Genomic DNA, 17324 nt, shown 5'->3' with positions numbered 1-17324 from the left:
CGACACGGATGTGCTTTCTTGAACCCTCTCCAACATGTCACCTCTGACACTGGACAACACGGTGGGGTCCGCTGGGATTTCCTGGCGGGCACCCTCTTGGTGGTTGGTCTGGTGGGATTTCTTGCCTACCTTTGGGTAGCTGGTCCTTGGGCTCAACTGGAGCCTGAGTATAACCTACATGCTTGGGCAGAAGGTTCGTTGCCCAGGGCAGAGTTGCGGCATGCCGTTGCCAGTGCAGCGGTTGGCCGCACGGATGGGCTTGAGCATGGCATTGTTACAGCGGCTTTGCAGCTTAACGCGCGGGCGGATAGCAAGAGCCCAGTGCGTGGTGGGGAGGCTGAGCCCATTGAAAGGGTGCCAAGCAACCCCGACACGGGCCAGGCCGAAGAGCGGCTGGGTAAGGCGGTTAAGGGAGAGCCTACAATAACCCCGACTGAGGTGCCAGAGAGAGCACAGCCGAGCCAAGCCAACACTCAAGGGGTCGCCGCCGATAGCCAAGTTGAAGAAGAGGCCGATACGGTTCTAAAGGCGACACCCAGCGAGGCGAGCAGCGAGCCTGCCACCAAGGCTGCAACGGATCTGGAGCAGGCAAAACCCACCCCCGCAGAGCTGGAAGAGCAACCCAGCGTAGAGATAGAAGCGGATGGCGAAAAGGGTGGTCTAGGGCCGTCTGCCACACCAGCGACACAGCCGTTGGTGCCCAGCGAAACGGCCAAAGCCCATGGGGATGACAAATCTCACCCCAAATCCGAGAGCAAGTCGGACATTCTCTACGAAGAGCATCTCTCCGAAGATTTGGATAAGCCCGAACCCCCCGCTGTGGTAGAAAAAAAGCCCGTACCTGCCAAACATAGCCACATGGTCAAGATTGCCGTCATCATTGATGATCTTGGCTATAATGGTGGGGTAGGGCGGGGCATTGTCTCCTTACCGGCAGATATTACCCTAGCGGTCTTGCCGGGCGGGCCTTACTCCCGTCAGCTGGTGAATATGGCCCACAAAAAGGGGCAGGAGATTATACTGCACCAACCCATGCAGCCCCAGGGCTATCCCCGTGTTAACCCAGGCCCTGGCGCCCTGCTAGAGGGTATGGATGCGGATGAAATTGCGGAGGTTTTAAACCACAATTTAGAGCGCTTTCCTGAAGTTGTGGGTATTAATAACCATATGGGTTCTGCCTTGACCGAAAATCGCGTCATCATGAATGATGTGATGAAGGTGTTGGTTAAACGGGAGCTCTACTTTATTGACAGCCGTACCTCGCCCCGTTCGGTGGCGTATCGTGCGGCGCTCTCCCATGGTGTGCCGCGTGCCAAGCGCTCGGTTTTTCTGGATAACAAACGCACCGTTGCCGCCATTTTAAAGCGCTTGCAAGAGGCCGAAGAGATCGCCAAACGGAGCGGTTCGGCCATCGCCATTGGGCACCCTTATGGGGTGACGTTGCAAGCACTCAAGCAGTGGTTGCCGGGCTTACAAGCTCGGGGTATTGTGGTGGTGCGGGCCTCCAATCTGCTGGTACCCGAATCCTCACGAAAATGGTTTAAACCGGCCAGTCCCTAGCCCGGATATGTCATGAATCCCAGACGCTCATGCTTGATCTTTGGATTTTAAAGAACCTTTTAGTGTTTGAAGATACCAATAAGATTTGCGGTCAGACCGATGCCCCCTACGGGGAGAAACAGCGTGGGACAGGCTCTTAGCCATGGTGGGCTATGGGCGATTTCCGGTGGGCGTGTAGCTGACCACCCGCACCCCATCTTGCAGCGTGCGGGCTTGGTTGATGGCAAGCTCGACCTGTTCCAGCAACCCTTTTTCATCCAGCGGATTATCGTAGCAGACCACGCCAAAGGCTGCGCGTATGCGTAGTGAAGGGGCTTTTAAATCCTCCCGTAAACCAAGAAACATGTGGGAGAGCGCGGTGGCCCGGTTGACCCCATATTCGGGTTCGTCGAGCAACACATAAAAGCGCTCTACATCACTGCGTGCCAACCACTCCCCATCATTCAGCAGACGAGACATGCGGGCAGCCAAGGCTACCACCAGCCGATGTGCTTTGTGATCGCTCAGTTTATGGAGGACGGCTGACAGATGGTCGACCTGACAGCCAATGACAGAAAAACCGTGGCCGAGCTGATGGCTGCGCTCCATCATGCGTTGTAGATGAGCGCTTAGCGCATAGCGGTTGGGCAGGCCAGTAAAGGGATCTTGCAGGTTGACATCGCGGGTGGCTTGCAGCGCTTCATCCATCCTTTTTAGGCGGTTGTGGGCCTGTTGCAAGCGGTCGCTGCTCTGTTCTAATTGATGGTGAACCCGTTTGGCGTAACGGCGAAAGAGATCGGCCTCTTGTATGAGAACCTGTTTAAGTTCGAGCAGATCTACCGTTTCAGGGCTCTGTTGCAGGCGGGCCAGCATGGTTTCTGATTCGCCCCCCGCTTGACCAAGATCTTTGAGACCTTGGCTAAGGCTTTCGGCCAAACGTTGCAGGGTTTGCAAAAGATCGGCCTTTTGCCGGTTCCAGCGGCGTTCCCGTTTCAGTTCTTGGTTTGGCAGCTCCGTTAACAGATTGTAGAGCTGTTTCCAGGTGGGCTCTTGTTGGGGTGGAAAGTGTTGCAGGTGTTCGGTAAGCCATGGGTCAGCTTCACCGAGTAAGTGCAGGGCGTTGAGCAGATGGGTGCGAAAAGCGGCTGGTGGTTTATCCAGCTCGGCAAGGGTCTGGCGGTCCCAATCGGGTGGCTGGGTGATCCAAGGGGTGATGGTTTGCAGATCACCATTCAGTTTCTCTAGATCGGGGACCCTTTGTTTGGAGAGCTCCTTTTGCAAGCGGGTAAGTTGGGCCTGTCGTTCATGGCTCTTTTCAAGAGAAGGTTTGACCAAATGGGTCAAGACGGTATCGACCAGCTGTTTAATCTGGGCAAGTTCACCGTCACAGGGACCCTTAACAATAAGATCCCGTATAATTTTTTGCGCACCCGCTACATCAGCCGGGTTTCGTTTGAGCTTAGCAAGCGTCTCTTCGAGTAAGGTGACGGTGTCTTGCATGGGTATAGTCTGCCTTGCTTGGATAAGCCATAACGGAAAAAATAGCCTATTCTCTTTATCGGCAAGCTGAGGTAAAGGGCGTAGTAAAAGATGGCCGTTTAGGGTTTTTTGGCATGGTGTGCCTATACGCCCGGTCAAGTTTGGGTTCGGTTGGCGCAATAGATTTTGTTAAGTATTGATTTAGTGAGATTTTTTCAAAGTGTAAGGACGTTTGTTAATACACTATGAATTTGTTTTTATAGGTCGAATTAAACTTGTATTACATGATTATATTGTTATATAAGCTTTTTGACCGTAGTAGTCACATAACAAGCCGAGATTCTTGACAAAACATGTTCATACACGCTATTTTGCACTGGTTTTACCTGACGCATTCAGCAGCTTGCGCAGCAGCATAAAATTTTTCCAGCATGTCTGCGGAAAAAGGACTGCGAATTGCATATTAAGGTCACTGGGTCTCTCCCCGTTGCCTTAATGGCTATACAATACAGTCAGCGGATAACTCTATGAATCCTGGAAGTAAAAAATACCTTAACCGCGTGGGATCCCACACCCGCACCAGTGGGTTTGTGTCACGCCAGCAACGCCCGGAGCGTCGATGGCTGCGCTTTTTCCTGGTGGGTGCTTTGACGGTGGGGGGGTTGGTGGCCCACCGCGTGTTGGATGCCCATACGGGACACTCACTGAACCATCCCGGTCAGCGATTTCAGGATGCTATGGTGCTTAACCGTGCCGGTTTGCTGCCTTTGACGCCGCCTCGTTTGGACAATGAACCAACCCGTACGGCCATCTTCTCGCCGGAAGCTTTGATCGAGCCAGATCTGTTGGCGGGCTTAATAACCCCCCAAGAGTTGGAGGTTAACCGTGCCTCGGCGCCCAGTGTCGATCTACCCCTGGGCTTAGGTACCCACGCCGAGACCGATGAACCTGTCATGGCGGTGGCGACCACCACTCTGCAAGAAGATCAAGTTCGACCCGGCGACAGCATAACAAATATGCTGCAACGCTATGAAATTCCTTATGGGGCCGCACTGGCGATGTATCGCGAGGCCAAACCGCTCTATGACCTCGCACGGTACATGCGCGCTGGCAATCCGGTGCTCATTCGTCGGGACAGCCACAATAGCTTTCGTGGTTTTTATTATGCCATTAGCAAAAACCGTACGCTGGTTATTACCACGACGGATTTAAAATCGTTTAAGGCACAACTGCTGGATCAAGATATGCGGTTGGCCGCTTCAATTGCTTTGCCTCGGGTTGAGGTACAGCAAACCGCAGCGACCCCCAGCACCATGTCCCCAGGTTTGGCGGCACTGTATGGTACCAACGGGGAACAGGCCGAAGAGGGTCAGACCGGTGAGAAGGTCGCAAAAATTGCTCCGGCACCTAAAAGCGTAGCACATCTGGATAACGCTTCCAGCGAAGAGGAGCAGGCGCTTGATCAACAGGCGGTCGTGGATCCACAGCAGACCCAAACAGCACAGGCTGAAGGTCAGCAAGCCGAAACGGACGAGCAAGATGTGACCCTGGCGGATGCCGCTGCGGAAGAGGAACAACCCAGTGCAGCAGAAGCGGTCAAGGCGAAGAACGATGAGATGCGTTCACGTTTTCCGGCAGCTAAGCAGATAGTGAGCGAAAAGGTCCGCCCGGGGGATATGTTTAGTGCCATTTTGGCCCGTCATGAGGTCTCTAATCTTGTGGCTTTTGAGGTCGCCAAGGCCGCCCAGCAGCAGGCAGATTTTGATATTGCCCGGCGGTTGCGTCCGGGTTGTGAACTGAATATGGCTTTTGATGCTAAGCATGAGTTGATTGGTCTTAGCTATGCGGTGGCCAAAGATAAGACGCTGTTTATTGCCCAAAAAGCGGACAATTCATTACGCGCAGAGATGGTGCAAAAAGCCTACGAGGTGCAGGTACGTAGCGTAGCGGGTACCATTAACGGTTCTTTGTTGGTGGCCGCCCGTAATGTGGGGCTGTCACAAAACTTGGCGATGCGTCTGGCCGGACTGTTTGAATGGGATGTGGACTTTGCCCGGGACATTCGAGCGGGAGACCAATTTACCGTGGTCTTTGAAGAGCTCTATGTCGATGGGCGCAAGGTGGGGAATGGTAACATTCTGGCGGCCAAATTTGTCAACCAGGGCAATGCTTACGAGGCAATTCGTTATCAGGATCCCCGTGGTCAGGTGGGCTATTATAAGCCCGATGGTTCCAGCGTGGAGAAAATGTTTATCCGCGCACCAGTAGATTTTACGCGCATCTCTTCGCGTTTCTCCTTGGCGCGTAAACATCCTGTTTTTGGTTTTACCCGCGCCCACAAGGGTGTCGATTATGCGGCCCCCAGTGGCACCCCTATTCGGGCGTCGGGCAGTGGTCAGATTATCTACCGGGCGCACAAGGGCAGCTTTGGCAACCTGATATTGGTAAAGCATAATGGCACCTACTCTACGGCTTATGCCCATATGAGTGCCTTTAAGCGGGGTTTGAGTGTGGGTTCTCAGGTAAAACAGGGTGAAGTGATTGGTTATGTAGGGGCCACGGGTGCCGCTACGGGTCCCCATTTGCACTATGAGGTGCGGGTACGTGGTCGTCAGGTAAACCCCTTGCAGATTAAATTGCCTATGGGTAAGAGTGTGCCATCGCAATATCTGGCTGACTTTAATAAGCGCAGCCAAAAGTTGACGGCGATGTTGCGTAGCAGCTCCAATGTGGTGGCGGCCTTATCCGAATAGGGTTAGAGCGCAGAGGGATCAAAAAGGGCGGGTCGGCTTGAGGGCGACCCGCCCTTTTTTTGATACCGTACCTACTAGAAAGAATGGGGAAGTGATGCGGCTCTAGGGGCCGCGGCCTCTGGTGGGGTCGAGGGGCGAAGCCCTCGTGGGGGTCTGGGGCGAAGCCCCGGTAAGCCGCACCAGCACCAGTTCATAGCGTTTAACAGATGTTAAACCGGGGCTAGCGGTGGCCCAACACCACCCGATCATGTTGGGCGTAGTCCTTGTGGACCACCACCTGTTGCAGGCCATGTTGTTGCATGAGGGCTGCCACACGAGGGCCTTGGTCATGGCCAATCTCAACCCCGAGTAGGCCCCCAGGGTTTAACCGTGCCACCGCGGCAGGTATAATCTGCTGATAGGCCTGCATGCCATCAACACCCCCATCAAGGGCCAATCGCGGCTCCCACTGATTAACCTCAGCTTCTAAGGTAGGGATAACATCACTATTGATATAGGGGGGATTGGAGAGAATCAGGTCAAAGCGGCTCTCATGGGGTAGATCATCACAAAAATGACTGTAAAGCCACTGCGCTCGGTTGTTGAGGTTGAGCTGTTCACCATTGTGTTGGGCACAGGCAAGCGCCGCTTTACTGATGTCAATACCAATGCCTTGGGCTTCGTTAAAGTGGTCTAAGAGGGCAAGCAAAATGGCACCACTGCCGGTACCAATATCCAGAATGGTGTGGGGGGCGCGCTGTTGTTGATTAAAAAAATCCTGGGCAGCTTGCACCAGATGTTCGGTTTCGGGACGGGGGATTAATACCCCGGCTGTAACGGTGAGTTCCCAATGTAAAAAGGGTTTTTTGCCAACGATATAGGCAACCGGTTCCCGTGCCGCACGACGTTTGATAAAGGCCTTGTAGCGCTGTAATTCATCTGGACTTAGGGGGCGGTCGGGGTCTAAAAAGAGATCCAGGCGGCGCAGCGTAAGGGTGTGGGCCAGCAGCAGTTCTCCATCCAAACGGGGTGAGCCAACCCCCTGTTTGCTTAACCAATCGGTGGTCCATTGTAAAATGCGGCGGACCGTCCAAGTTTCAGTCTGAGACATGCCAAAATCCATGGGGCAGAGTTGCCGTATTAGGCAGCAGAAGGGGTGTTGGGCCGCCCCTGGTGGAAAGCACGTTAAAGGGATCTTTTGCCATGCAAGAGAGCAGCAGGTCGGCCCAAGGTCGCTTGCTTGTTGCTGGAGCCCGCCCAAATGCATGCTCGGTAGCGAGGTGTGTCAACCCACAAAGCGATCCGTTGGGGTGGCGCTGCCCCCGCGTAGCACGCTACCTGTGCAGCAGCCTAAACCCGCCTTTACATATCAATACGATCCAGTTCTTGCTGAATACGGTTGTGCATGGTGTCAGCGGCTTTGGCCTGCGCGGGCGTCTGGTTGTTGCTTGCAGCCGAGGTAGACTTGGGGCGGTACCAGCTGCGTATGGCAAACCACAAGCCCAAACCGCCTAACAACAGTGCGGCAAAGGGGCCTGCCCATAGGGCGAGATTACGGCTGTTCATCACCGGTTCCATATAGATATAGTCGCCGTAGCGGTCTAGAAAATAGCGACGGATTTCATCCTCTGGCATGCCCTCATGCACCTTATCCCGCACCACCTGTAACATATCTTTAGCCAGATCGGCATTGGAGTCATAGACCGATTGACTTTGACACACCGCGCAGCGCAGCTCCGAGGCGATCTTACGCACCAGCCCCTCTTTGGGGTCTTCCGCTTTAAGGCTATTTACCGGCGGGCTCTGTTGCGCCAAAACCGGTAGTGCCAAAGCGTGGGAGAGCAGCAGCACGAAGGCCAACATGATAAGGCGAGCCATTAGGATGCTCCTGGTGTGGGCGAGGGGGTGTGGGTGCGCATAAGCGGCAGTGCCACTTTGTCAAACCAGCCAGGCATCAGTGGGCCATACTCTTTTTTGACGATTTTCCCAGCGGGGTTGACAAAATAACTCTCCGGTGCCCGCACCACGCCCCACTCAATGGCCACCTTCTGATCGGGGTCAAAAACCATCGCGTAGCTGGGTGTGCCATGACGCTGCAAAAAGGAGATGGCTCCCGAGCGGGTATCTTTATAATCAATGCCTATGATGGCAAAATCATCCCGCTGTTTGGCAATACGATCCAGTTGCAGTAATTCAGGATGCTCACTGACGCAGGCACCACACCAAGAGCCCCAAAAATTGACCAAAACCCATTTGCCCTTATAGTCAGCGATATCAATGGTGGCCGAACCAGTAAGGGCCGGTCCCCGCAAGGGGGGCGCAGGCTTATCCAACAAGGCGGTAGGAATTTTTTTGCTGTCGTGCCCCAGTCCCAACGCCATTAAGACCAAGATACCCACAATCACGCCAAGCAGTAGGATTTTCCATAGCTTACCCATACTAAGAGGCCCCCTGGATGCGTTTAAAACGGCGTCCCTGGAAGAGTGCCAGTATAGCCCCCGCCGCGATGATGAAGGAGCCATACCAAACCCAGCTAATCAAGGGGTTGCGGTAGGCTTTAATGGCCCACCCCTTGCCAGGGATGCGATCTCCCAACACCACATAGAGATCTTCCCAGAAAAAGTTGATAATGGAGGCCTCGGTGGTCTCCATCTCATGGTTATCATACTTACGTTTTTGGGGATGCAAGCTGACGGTCAGACCATCCTCCCGCACGCCATGCATCACCGCTTCGGTTGCTGTCCAGTTATCTTTACGCACCTGATGGTACTTTTCCAGGGTCAGCTCCCAACCCGAAAGGCGTACCTTATCGCCGGGTTGCATAATGACGGTCTGAACCTCCTGGAACATGCCACTGCCAATAAAACCCGCGCACATAACCAGAATGCCAATATGCACCGTCAGGCCACCGTAGCGGCGCTTGTTACGGGCGACCATTTTAACGAAAGCAGAAATGGGGTTGTGGCTACCCGCTTGAAGGCGAGCCGCAACGCCCCGCTGTACATCAATAAGGTGGGTGCTGCCCACAAACAGAATGATCATCACCGTAACAATGGCGTAAGGGTGCTGCACACCCAAGAGCAGGGCGATAGGAATCCCCACCAAGGCCAACAGACCCGGCACCAAAAAGTTCTTTTTTAACTGTCCCTGGGCGGCCCGCCGCCAAGAGATCAAGGGACCAATGCCCATCAGAATAAGCAGGCCCAGCATAATCGGCACAAACACCTTGTTAAAGTAGGGGGGGCCCACCGTGACCTTGGCATCCATCAACGCTTCCAAAGCGAGCGGGTAGAGGGTGCCCAGCAGCACCGTGATCGCCCCAACCAACAGGAACAGGTTATTAAACAAGAAGGTGCTCTCGCGACACACCACCGCGTCCATGCGGTTTTCCGCTTTTAAGGCATCGGCTCGCCACACCAGCACACCAAAGCTAAACAGCAACATAACCGCCATAAAGCTTAAAATAAACATACCCCGGCCCGGGTCGGTAGCAAACGCATGTACCGAACTAAGCACCCCCGAACGCACCAAAAAGGTACCCAGCAGTGAGAGCGAAAAGGTGGTGATAATCAGGAATAGATTCCATACCTTAAACATCTGGCGGCGCTCTTGCACCATGATCGAATGCAAAAAGGCGGTACCGGTTAACCAGGGCATGAAAGAGGCATTCTCCACCGGATCCCAAGCCCAATAGCCGCCCCAGCCCAGCTCATAATAGGCCCAGTAGGCACCAAACACGATGCCCGTCGTAAGCATGGTCCAGGCAAACAGGGTCCAGCGCCGGGTTGCCAAGATCCACTCATCCTTGGCCTGTCCGGTTATCAGTGCCGCCATGGCAAAGGCATAGGGAACCGCAAAACCCACATAACCCAGATAGAGAAAGGGGGGGTGAAAAACCATACCAGGATCTTGCAACAGCGGATTAAGATCCCGTCCATCCATGGGGATGGGAAACAGCCGCTCAAAGGGCGAAGAGAGCAGCAATACCAAGCACAGAAAACCCAGGGTCACGGCCCCTAGAATGGTCAAAATCCAGGGCATCGAGACCGAGTGGGTGTTCCAGTGGCGCCATGCTGCAACGGCAATAAAAAAGGACATTAACCAAGCCCACAGCAACAAAGAGCCCTCATGTCCCCCCCACATGGCGGTGGCCAAATAGAAGGATGGCAGGCTCAAGGAAGAGTTGCGGGCCACATAGAGCACGGAAAAATCGTGGCTCATAAAGGCGTGTATCAGTGTGCCACTGGCTACGCTCAAGAGCAAAAACACCGCAAAGGCGCTGTAGCGACCAACCCTGACCCAGGCCATCTGACCACTGCGTATGCCCACCATAGGGGTGACCATTTGGGTAATACTCAGCAGCAACGCCAGGATGGCGGCATAATGTCCAACTTCTATCCACATAGCAAACGGCTCCACAAGGCCGGGGAAAACGTCAGGTTATTGCAAAGATTTAAGAATGTTCTCGCGGGATTTTTGAATCGCCTCGGCATTCATCTCTACAGGCATATAATCTTCGGAGTGTTTGGCCAGGATGGTATGGGCGATAAAGGGTTTGGTGTTTAACCACTCCCCTTCGACCACCACGCCTTGCCCCTCCCGGAACAGATCGGGTGTAACCCCTTTGTAATAGACGGAGATGGGCGTCTCCCCATCGGTGACATCAAAGGTGATCTCAAGGGTGCCCTCTTTGCGGCTTAAACTGCCTGCTTGCACCATGCCCCCAATGCGCACCTTTTTACCCACGAGTTCAACGGTTTTTTGCATCACCTCCGTGGGGGTGTGAAAATAGACCATGGCACCGCTGAAGGATTGAAAGACCAAGGTTAACAGCGCTCCCCCCACTAACACCAGGGTGGCGATAAGCAGCAAGCGTTTATTGCGCATCCGCTTTTGATAATCAGCCTTCATCGACCTGAGCCTCCTGTTCCTCAGCCAACCGCTGTTGTACCTGCTTTAACTGTTTGTGCCAAAAGAGCGTCGCACCACCCAAAATCAGCAGGGTGACACCGTAGACCCCCGCAACATACTCCATATATTCCATTATGCGATCCCCTCGCTCTCCAGTGCATCCAGTTGGCGCTGGGCAGCGACCATGCGGTAACGTAACACCAAAAGGTAGCAGGCCAGCAGCAAAAAGGCGACGGTCATGCCCGCCAGCGGCGGCAGCATGGATGAATCAATATGGATCATGCCCGATGCCCCATCAAATGACGGGGGTTGGTGCAGGGTGCGCCACCATTTGACCGAAAAATGGATGATGGGTAGATCCACCGCGCCAATAATCGCCATAACCGCCGTGGCTTTGGCCGCTTTGCGGGGGTCGTCAAAGGCACCGCGCAGGGCCATCAAACCCACAAACAGGATCAACAATACCAACATGGAGGTGAGGCGGGCATCCCAGGCCCACCAAGTGCCCCACATGGGTTTACCCCAGATCGAGCCCGAGGCCAGCGTAGCGGCGGTAAAGGCCGCACCCACGCCGACCATCGCTTCGGCAAAGATATCGGCCCGCTCCGAGCCGCGCGCCAACACCCAGATGCTGGCCAAGGTAATGGCCACATAACTGAAGAGCGCCATTTTAGCCGCAGGGACATGCACGTAGAGGATACGTACCGAGTAGCCTTGTTGAAAGTCCGCTGGCGCGCTCCATACCAGAGCCAGGGACGCCAGCAATACCCCAACAAAGGCAAAACCCAGCAGGCGTTGTATTTTGCTTAAATCCTGAAACATCACTCCTCCACCAACCAACCAAAGGCCCAAGGCACCAGGGCAAGATAGACTACATCAAAGATTATCATCAATTGCAGCCAAGCGGCGCTGTCCGTTACCGTACCCAGTACGGCAGAGGTCGCCTGCACCCCTGCAATCAGCAACGGTACCACCAGCGGTATAAGTAACAACGCCAGCAGGGTCTCGCGGGAGCGGGCCGTTTGGGTCATCGCCGCCAAGAGTACCCCCAGGCCGGTCAACCCCAATGTCCCCAATAACAGAATGCCAAAGATAAGATGCACCCTATCCCATGCATCCACATTGAGCAAGATCATCATCATGGGCAGTAGAAGAATTTCGACCAAGATGGTCAAGATTAAGTTCCCCCACCATTTACCCAGAAAGATGATACCTCGGGGTACCGGGGCCATCAACAACCCCTCCAGCGCACCATCCTCCTCTTCGGCCTGAAAGACCCGCCCCAACCCCACCAGCGAGGTAAATAGCACGGTGATCCAGAGCAAGCCCGGCATCAGGCGCAGGGCCTCTTGGCGGTTGGGTTCCAGCGCGGCTTGAAACACAATCAACACCGAAATGGCAAAAAAGAGCATGGCAGAGAGGGTGGCGCGACGGCGGAAATCCCCCATCACATCCTTCCAGGCGATGCGGTAGGCGGCTTTTAACATACCTGCATCTCCTCTTCCTCACGAAAATCGGCATCCACGGTATCGGCCAGCAGCAACCCTTTACTCACCCGCAAGGCACGATAGGGCAGTGCCGCCACCCGATCTGGATCGTGGGTGACGATGATCAAGGTACCGCCCTCTTTAATGTAAGCATTAAGGATTTTGTTCAGCCACTGCACACCCTGGTGATCCAGGGCTGAATAGGGTTCATCCAGCAGCAGCAAGGGCGGGTTGGCCAATAGTACCCGCGCCAGGGCCACGCGCTTGCGCATGCCCGCCGAAAACCCTTTAACCGGACGGTGCAAAAAACGGCTTAAACCCACATCCCGCACACACTGTTTAATCTGTTCATCGGTGCGTTCAAGGTCGCGCATCGCGGAAAAAAATTGTAGATTTTCTACGGGGGTAAGATGACCATAAAGATGGCTGTGGTGAGCGATGGTAACGATCTGACTGCGGCTATAGTCGGGGTTATCCCACACCTCTTGTCCATTGAGGCGATAGCTGCCCCGCTTGGGTCGATAGCGCAGCGCAAGAATGTTTAACAAGGTGGATTTGCCTGCGCCATTGACACCAAACAGCACCAGACACTCACCATCCTCTGCGGTTAGGTCAATGCCTTTTAGGACTTTATGACGACCAAACCCGTAGTGAATATTTTCAACTTCCAGTCGAGCCATGGAGCACTCTCAGTTGGCCGACTGGAAGCGAAACAGGTTCCAATCAGCAGATTAGCGGCCAGGGGCGACAATCTGGCCGCTCTGACCGGTGCGTTGTTGTAGATAGAGGCGTGCCTGATTGGCAACCTCACGATTGGGGAAAGGCCCCAAACGTACCCGATAATAGAGCTTGCCTTTAACCTCTGCGGTGGTGGTATACACCGGCAGATATTGGCCGTTAAAGGGCAGAGAGGCCAACCGCTGACGCAGTCCGTTGGCGTGGATAGTATCCGAGAATGAGCTCACTTGCACCGAGTATCCACTGGTTGGGGCCGCTTGCGCAACATTTTGTGATGGCATTTGGTACGCTTGAGCCGGGGCCGCCGGGGCCGGAGTCGGCTGTATGGCGCGCATACTGGGCAGAGCTGGGGTCTGGTTGATGGGTGCCGGCATACGATAGGCTGGTTGAATAGGGGCCTTGTACTGGGGCTGAACAGGTACCGGCAGGGGTTGGCTGACGGGGATCGGTGTGGTAGTGCTGGCCACCGTAACCGGTACCGGTGTTTGGGTGGCGGGCTCACTAATTTTACGCGGCGCTAAAGAGAGCGGCGCGGGCTTGTTGGCAGGCGGAGCCGGCACCACCGGTTCTACCGTGGGCGCGGGCATCTGAGCACCGGTCGCTTGGCCATCCTGCATCAAGGAGACGGACTGGGTACCCGCAGGGCTCTGGCTTGGCTGAGGCGGGGAGAGGTTCATATCGTCAGCCCGCAGAGTGCTGGTGGGGCGGTTCCAACTGGCTTGCAATTCAGAAGGGGGTTTAATCTCCTTCACCTGATCCACGGGCTCTTCTTGCTTGCTCGGGGCTTTGTTGGGTGGGGCGGCAAAGATGCGGGCAGGCTGGCTGGATGTCAGCCATGACTGGGGTTGGCTCGCTGCGGCGCTATTGACTTTAAGCCCCTCACCACCGGGGCGGGTTACTTGCACCACAGGGCGTTGGCTGCCCAGGTCGGCCAGCATAATATCGCCGCCACCCGTAAACATTTCATAGACGACCATGCCGACGATCAAAACCATGATCAGGCCGCCAAAGTTAATAAGAAATTGCTGTTCGCGACGGATTGCGCCACTCATGGCTGTAAGCTCCCCTATCCTTAGGATACCCTTGCAGGCTGCCCCTCTGCTGAGGGCGTGACTGCGCGACGGATGCAGGCCGTAGGATGCGTTTACGCTTTCCCCCCAAGGGTGGCTGCGTTATCCTGAGCATCCGTTTTTTGACAACGGCCCGCTTGCGGGTCGCATACCGGCCTGTTATCACCCTGCCAGGGTGGTCGGTATGGACACGGCACAACTTTTGAAAGTATAAAACCTTTCAAAAGGATAAACATTCTAACCAGCGCATCGTCAGCAAGGTTTTAACCTGCTTTGACGCTGCCTATGATGGTCTTCCATCCTTTCATAAGCAAGGGTCGCGCCATGGCTAACTATGTATTGTTGCAACTGTCGGGTTTGGATCGCCCGGGTATTGTGGCGGAAGTTACGCGGGTATTGTTTGAGACCGGTTGCAATATTGAAGATTCCAGCATGACCCGTTTAAGCGGGCAGTTTACCATTATGTTGGTGCTTAGCCCGCCCCACGCCCAGATCTGCGCTGAGTTAGAAGCCAAGCTCAAGCCGGTGGTGGCGCGTTTTGCCCTGGCGCATCTGATTACCGAGCTCAGTGCCGCCCAGGTAGAAGACACCCAGCCAGCGGATGAGGAAGAGTCTTTTCTGATTAATGTATTGGGGGCGGATAAACCGGGCATTGTTTACCATGTCACCCAATTGTTGGCCGATAAAGCGGTCAATATCGTGGATATGCACACCCACACGGGTGGTGCGGTGGGGCGTCCCATTTATATTATCAATATTGAGGTGGAAGGGGTTAAACAGCCCGAAGCCCTGCGTACGGCGCTCAAAGAGCTGGCCGCCCAGTTGCAGGTGGAGATCTCTCTGCGTGCAGGTGATGTTTTTGAACTGTAAGAAGAGTCTATCATGGCCATTTTGGATGTATTGGTCTACCCCGACCAGCGCCTGTTACAGCCCTGCCGCAGCTTGGAGGCCGAGGAGTTTAAAACCGCCGCTTTTCAAGCCTTTGTGGAAGATCTTATTGAGACCACCCAACACGCGCCCGGTTGTGTGGGTTTAGCCGCCCCGCAGGTTGACCATGCCATACGTATGGTGGTGGTCAACTGTGGACTGGCCCGCAAACCGCCCGACGAGCACCATGGCGAGTTGATTTTGTGCAACCCCGAAATTATAAGCTGGGAGGGTATGGAGACCGCGCGGGAGGGCTGCATGTCGGTGCCGGATTATACCGGTAATGTGATGCGGGCTACCCACATATCGGTTCAGTTTCAAGACCGCCATGGTCAAGAGCAGGTACGCCACTTTAAAGGCTTTGAGGCCCGGGTGGTCCAGCATGAGATGGACCATTTGGAAGGTAAGCTGTTCACCGATCGGGTGGTCAGCCGCAAAGCCGACCTGTTTCCCCGCAAGGTTTACCAGAAAAAACGCAACCGAGCTTAAGGGCAATCTATACCGTTACCGATACATGGATGCGGATATTTGGGTGTTCATCAGAGCCATTTATCCGACCGATCCTACCCCACGGTTCGTTTTTCAGCCAGCCAATGATGAAAAGGGGCTTCTGGCGATACGTTCGGGGCTTTTTCTGCAAGCCGGACATGGGATAAAGTCGATCAATCAACGTTTCGCTGATCTCCCTTGCCTCATTGACCTGCACACACGTTTGATGGTGTCGGTCAAGCTATCACCTCTGCGCGGTTCCAAACAGAAATGATAAACCCGTAGCCACTGTACCAAACGTATCCATGGCTCTTTATAGCAGGGCAATCACCCGGAAAAAGCTAAAAAAGGCCAGAATAAGCGGGGGAACAAACCACCAGGGGCTCATGCCCGCAGCGGCCATCACAGCACCCCCCAAAAAGAGAAAACCTGCCATCACCGCCGACCAAACCCGCTTGAAACCCAAAACAATCTCATGTTCCACCCGCTCCATAGAGCTGGCATGGAGGCGAATGTGAAAACGGTCGTTGGCGACCCGCTCCAAAACCTGAAAAGCCATCTCTGGAGCCGCCCCCATGGCATAGCCCATCTCCTCCAACTGGCGGCGCAACTTTAATAACTGACCCTTTGGGCCAATGCGGGCTTTCATCCAAGCCATGACCAACGGCTCGGCAATCTCCCACGCATTGAGGTCCGGATGCAGCTCTCGGCCCACCCCTTCCAGGGTAAAGAGGGTCTTTTGCAGCAGCAACAGCTGAGGTTGCACCTCCATATTATACTGCTCCGTGGTCTTGAACAGCTTGGCCAGCAGCCGCGCCACGGAAATATCCTTCAACGGTTGACCAAACACCGGTTCGCCAATCTGCCGACACGCCTCCTCAAAGGCATCCATATCGGTATCATGGGGGATATACCCGGCATCCAGATGCACCTGGGCCACCTTTTTATAGTCGCGGGTAATAAAACCCTGCACCATCTCCGCCAAAAATTGGCGTGTCTGCTCAGAGACATGGGAGACAATGCCAAAATCAATCAGGGCAACCACCCCATCCTCGCGCACCAAAATATTGCCTGGGTGTTGGTCCGCATGAAAATAACCATCGTGAAACACCTGCTTAAAAAAGGAGCTTAACAGGCGCTCCGCCACCACCCGGGGGTCAGGACGCCCCGCCACCCGCTCACGGGGTAATTCATCAATGGAGACACCCTCAATCCACGCCATGGTAAAGACCCGGCTGGAGGTCAAGGGCCAATAAACCTGGGGGATCATCATCCCCACATCATCCTTAAAATTCTCCCCTAATTTTTGCGCCCGCGAAGCCTCCACCAAAAAATCCATCTCATTACGGATGGTTTGGGCAAACTCCTTAACCACGCCCCGGGGTTTAAGGCGACGCCACTCGGGCATCAACTCCTCCACCAAGCTGGCCATGGTCATGAGCATGGCAATATCTGTCTCGACCCGCGCCGCTACATCCGGGCGTAACACCTTAACCGCCACCTCATCCCCATCGTGGGTAAAAGCGTGGTGAACCTGAGCAATGGAGGCCGAAGCCACCGGCTTTTCATCAAAGCTACGAAACAGCTCATGCAGGGGGCGTTTAAGATCTTCTTCGATGCTTTGGCGTACCGTCGCCAGATCAAAGGGGGGCACATCATCCTGTAAGCGCTTGAGCTCCTGCCCAATCTCATCGGGTAGAATATCCAGACGGGTCGAAAGGGTTTGACCAAACTTAATAAAGGTGGGTCCCAGCTCCTCCAAGGCCAACCGCAAACGAATGTGCAGCGGCGTGCGGCGACAGTGCCGCCAAATCACCGGGTTAAGCTGCACCAACCAGCTAAGCAGGCGCATGGGGACATAACGTCGGGCAAAGGGCTCCATGACGTTATGCTGGGCGAGGATCATCCAGATCCCCCCAAGCCGTTTAAGAGAACGAAACGCTGAGAGCATA

Annotated in this window: 17 protein-coding genes; 5 read left to right on the top strand and 12 right to left on the bottom strand. The window is 54.7% G+C overall.

Annotated elements, in window-relative coordinates:
• Positions 1-18 precede the first annotated feature (18 nt).
• On the top strand, positions 19-1560 hold the full coding sequence (locus tag MMC1_RS20695) for a divergent polysaccharide deacetylase family protein (protein WP_049757743.1): 1542 nt from the start codon (positions 19-21) through the stop codon (positions 1558-1560).
• 150 nt (positions 1561-1710) lie between these two features.
• Here MMC1_RS20695 and MMC1_RS17975 read toward each other — a convergent pair whose 3' ends face one another.
• Entirely contained in the window at positions 1711-3039 is a 1329-nt protein-coding gene (locus tag MMC1_RS17975) for a GGDEF domain-containing protein (RefSeq protein ID WP_011715048.1), read from the bottom strand.
• 506 nt (positions 3040-3545) lie between these two features.
• Between MMC1_RS17975 and MMC1_RS20690 the strand changes: the two genes are divergently transcribed.
• Positions 3546-5771: a peptidoglycan DD-metalloendopeptidase family protein gene (locus MMC1_RS20690; protein WP_011715047.1), complete on the top strand. Its 2226-nt coding sequence runs from the start codon at positions 3546-3548 to the stop codon at positions 5769-5771.
• A 220-nt stretch (positions 5772-5991) separates the two neighbouring features.
• Here the strand turns inward: MMC1_RS20690 and prmC are convergent, their stop codons facing one another.
• The 10 genes from prmC to MMC1_RS17925 form a co-directional block, all read right to left on the bottom strand.
• On the bottom strand, positions 5992-6861 hold the full coding sequence (gene prmC / locus MMC1_RS17965; RefSeq protein ID WP_011715046.1) for a peptide chain release factor N(5)-glutamine methyltransferase: 870 nt from the start codon (positions 6859-6861) through the stop codon (positions 5992-5994).
• 251 nt (positions 6862-7112) lie between these two features.
• Positions 7113-7628, bottom strand: a complete 516-nt coding sequence (locus MMC1_RS17960) for a cytochrome c-type biogenesis protein (protein ID WP_011715045.1) — start codon at positions 7626-7628, stop codon at positions 7113-7115.
• Entirely contained in the window at positions 7628-8188 is a 561-nt protein-coding gene (locus MMC1_RS17955) for a DsbE family thiol:disulfide interchange protein (RefSeq protein ID WP_011715044.1), read from the bottom strand. Before MMC1_RS17955 ends, MMC1_RS17960 begins: the two co-directional genes overlap by 1 nt.
• A gap of 1 nt (position 8189) precedes the next feature.
• Complete coding sequence (locus tag MMC1_RS17950; protein WP_011715043.1) at positions 8190-10154, bottom strand: heme lyase CcmF/NrfE family subunit; 1965 nt, start codon at positions 10152-10154, stop codon at positions 8190-8192.
• A gap of 36 nt (positions 10155-10190) precedes the next feature.
• Positions 10191-10661, bottom strand: a complete 471-nt coding sequence (ccmE, locus tag MMC1_RS17945; RefSeq protein WP_011715042.1) for a cytochrome c maturation protein CcmE — start codon at positions 10659-10661, stop codon at positions 10191-10193.
• Complete coding sequence (locus MMC1_RS21780) at positions 10651-10794, bottom strand: heme exporter protein CcmD (protein WP_143711461.1); 144 nt, start codon at positions 10792-10794, stop codon at positions 10651-10653. Before MMC1_RS21780 ends, ccmE begins: the two co-directional genes overlap by 11 nt.
• Positions 10794-11483, bottom strand: coding sequence for a heme ABC transporter permease CcmC (gene ccmC / locus MMC1_RS17940; protein WP_011715041.1), 690 nt, complete (start codon positions 11481-11483; stop codon positions 10794-10796). Before ccmC ends, MMC1_RS21780 begins: the two co-directional genes overlap by 1 nt.
• Complete coding sequence (locus MMC1_RS17935; protein WP_011715040.1) at positions 11483-12148, bottom strand: heme exporter protein CcmB; 666 nt, start codon at positions 12146-12148, stop codon at positions 11483-11485. Before MMC1_RS17935 ends, ccmC begins: the two co-directional genes overlap by 1 nt.
• Positions 12142-12828, bottom strand: a complete 687-nt coding sequence (ccmA, locus tag MMC1_RS17930) for a heme ABC exporter ATP-binding protein CcmA (RefSeq protein WP_011715039.1) — start codon at positions 12826-12828, stop codon at positions 12142-12144. Before ccmA ends, MMC1_RS17935 begins: the two co-directional genes overlap by 7 nt.
• 51 nt (positions 12829-12879) lie before the next feature.
• Entirely contained in the window at positions 12880-13938 is a 1059-nt protein-coding gene (locus tag MMC1_RS17925) for an SPOR domain-containing protein (protein WP_011715038.1), read from the bottom strand.
• Positions 13939-14280: 342 nt separating this feature from the next.
• Here MMC1_RS17925 and MMC1_RS17920 point away from each other — a divergent pair, with 342 nt between their 5' ends.
• Genes MMC1_RS17920 through MMC1_RS17910 form a run of 3 tightly spaced genes read left to right on the top strand, consistent with a single transcriptional unit; the run spans position 14281 to position 15646 of the window.
• On the top strand, positions 14281-14826 hold the full coding sequence (locus MMC1_RS17920) for a glycine cleavage system transcriptional repressor (RefSeq protein ID WP_011715037.1): 546 nt from the start codon (positions 14281-14283) through the stop codon (positions 14824-14826).
• 12 nt (positions 14827-14838) lie between these two features.
• Positions 14839-15372 (top strand): peptide deformylase, encoded by a 534-nt coding sequence (def, locus tag MMC1_RS17915; protein WP_011715036.1) that lies wholly within the window; start codon positions 14839-14841, stop codon positions 15370-15372.
• A 25-nt stretch (positions 15373-15397) separates the two neighbouring features.
• Positions 15398-15646, top strand: coding sequence for a hypothetical protein (locus tag MMC1_RS17910; protein WP_041641424.1), 249 nt, complete (start codon positions 15398-15400; stop codon positions 15644-15646).
• 39 nt (positions 15647-15685) lie between these two features.
• Here the strand turns inward: MMC1_RS17910 and ubiB are convergent, their stop codons facing one another.
• Complete coding sequence (gene ubiB / locus MMC1_RS17905) at positions 15686-17323, bottom strand: 2-polyprenylphenol 6-hydroxylase (protein WP_081436353.1); 1638 nt, start codon at positions 17321-17323, stop codon at positions 15686-15688.
• Position 17324 lies beyond the last annotated feature (1 nt).

It is taken from the genome of Magnetococcus marinus MC-1, from assembly GCF_000014865.1.
Lineage (GTDB): Bacteria > Pseudomonadota > Magnetococcia > Magnetococcales > Magnetococcaceae > Magnetococcus > Magnetococcus marinus.
This window is presented reverse-complemented; position numbering and strand designations above follow the sequence as displayed.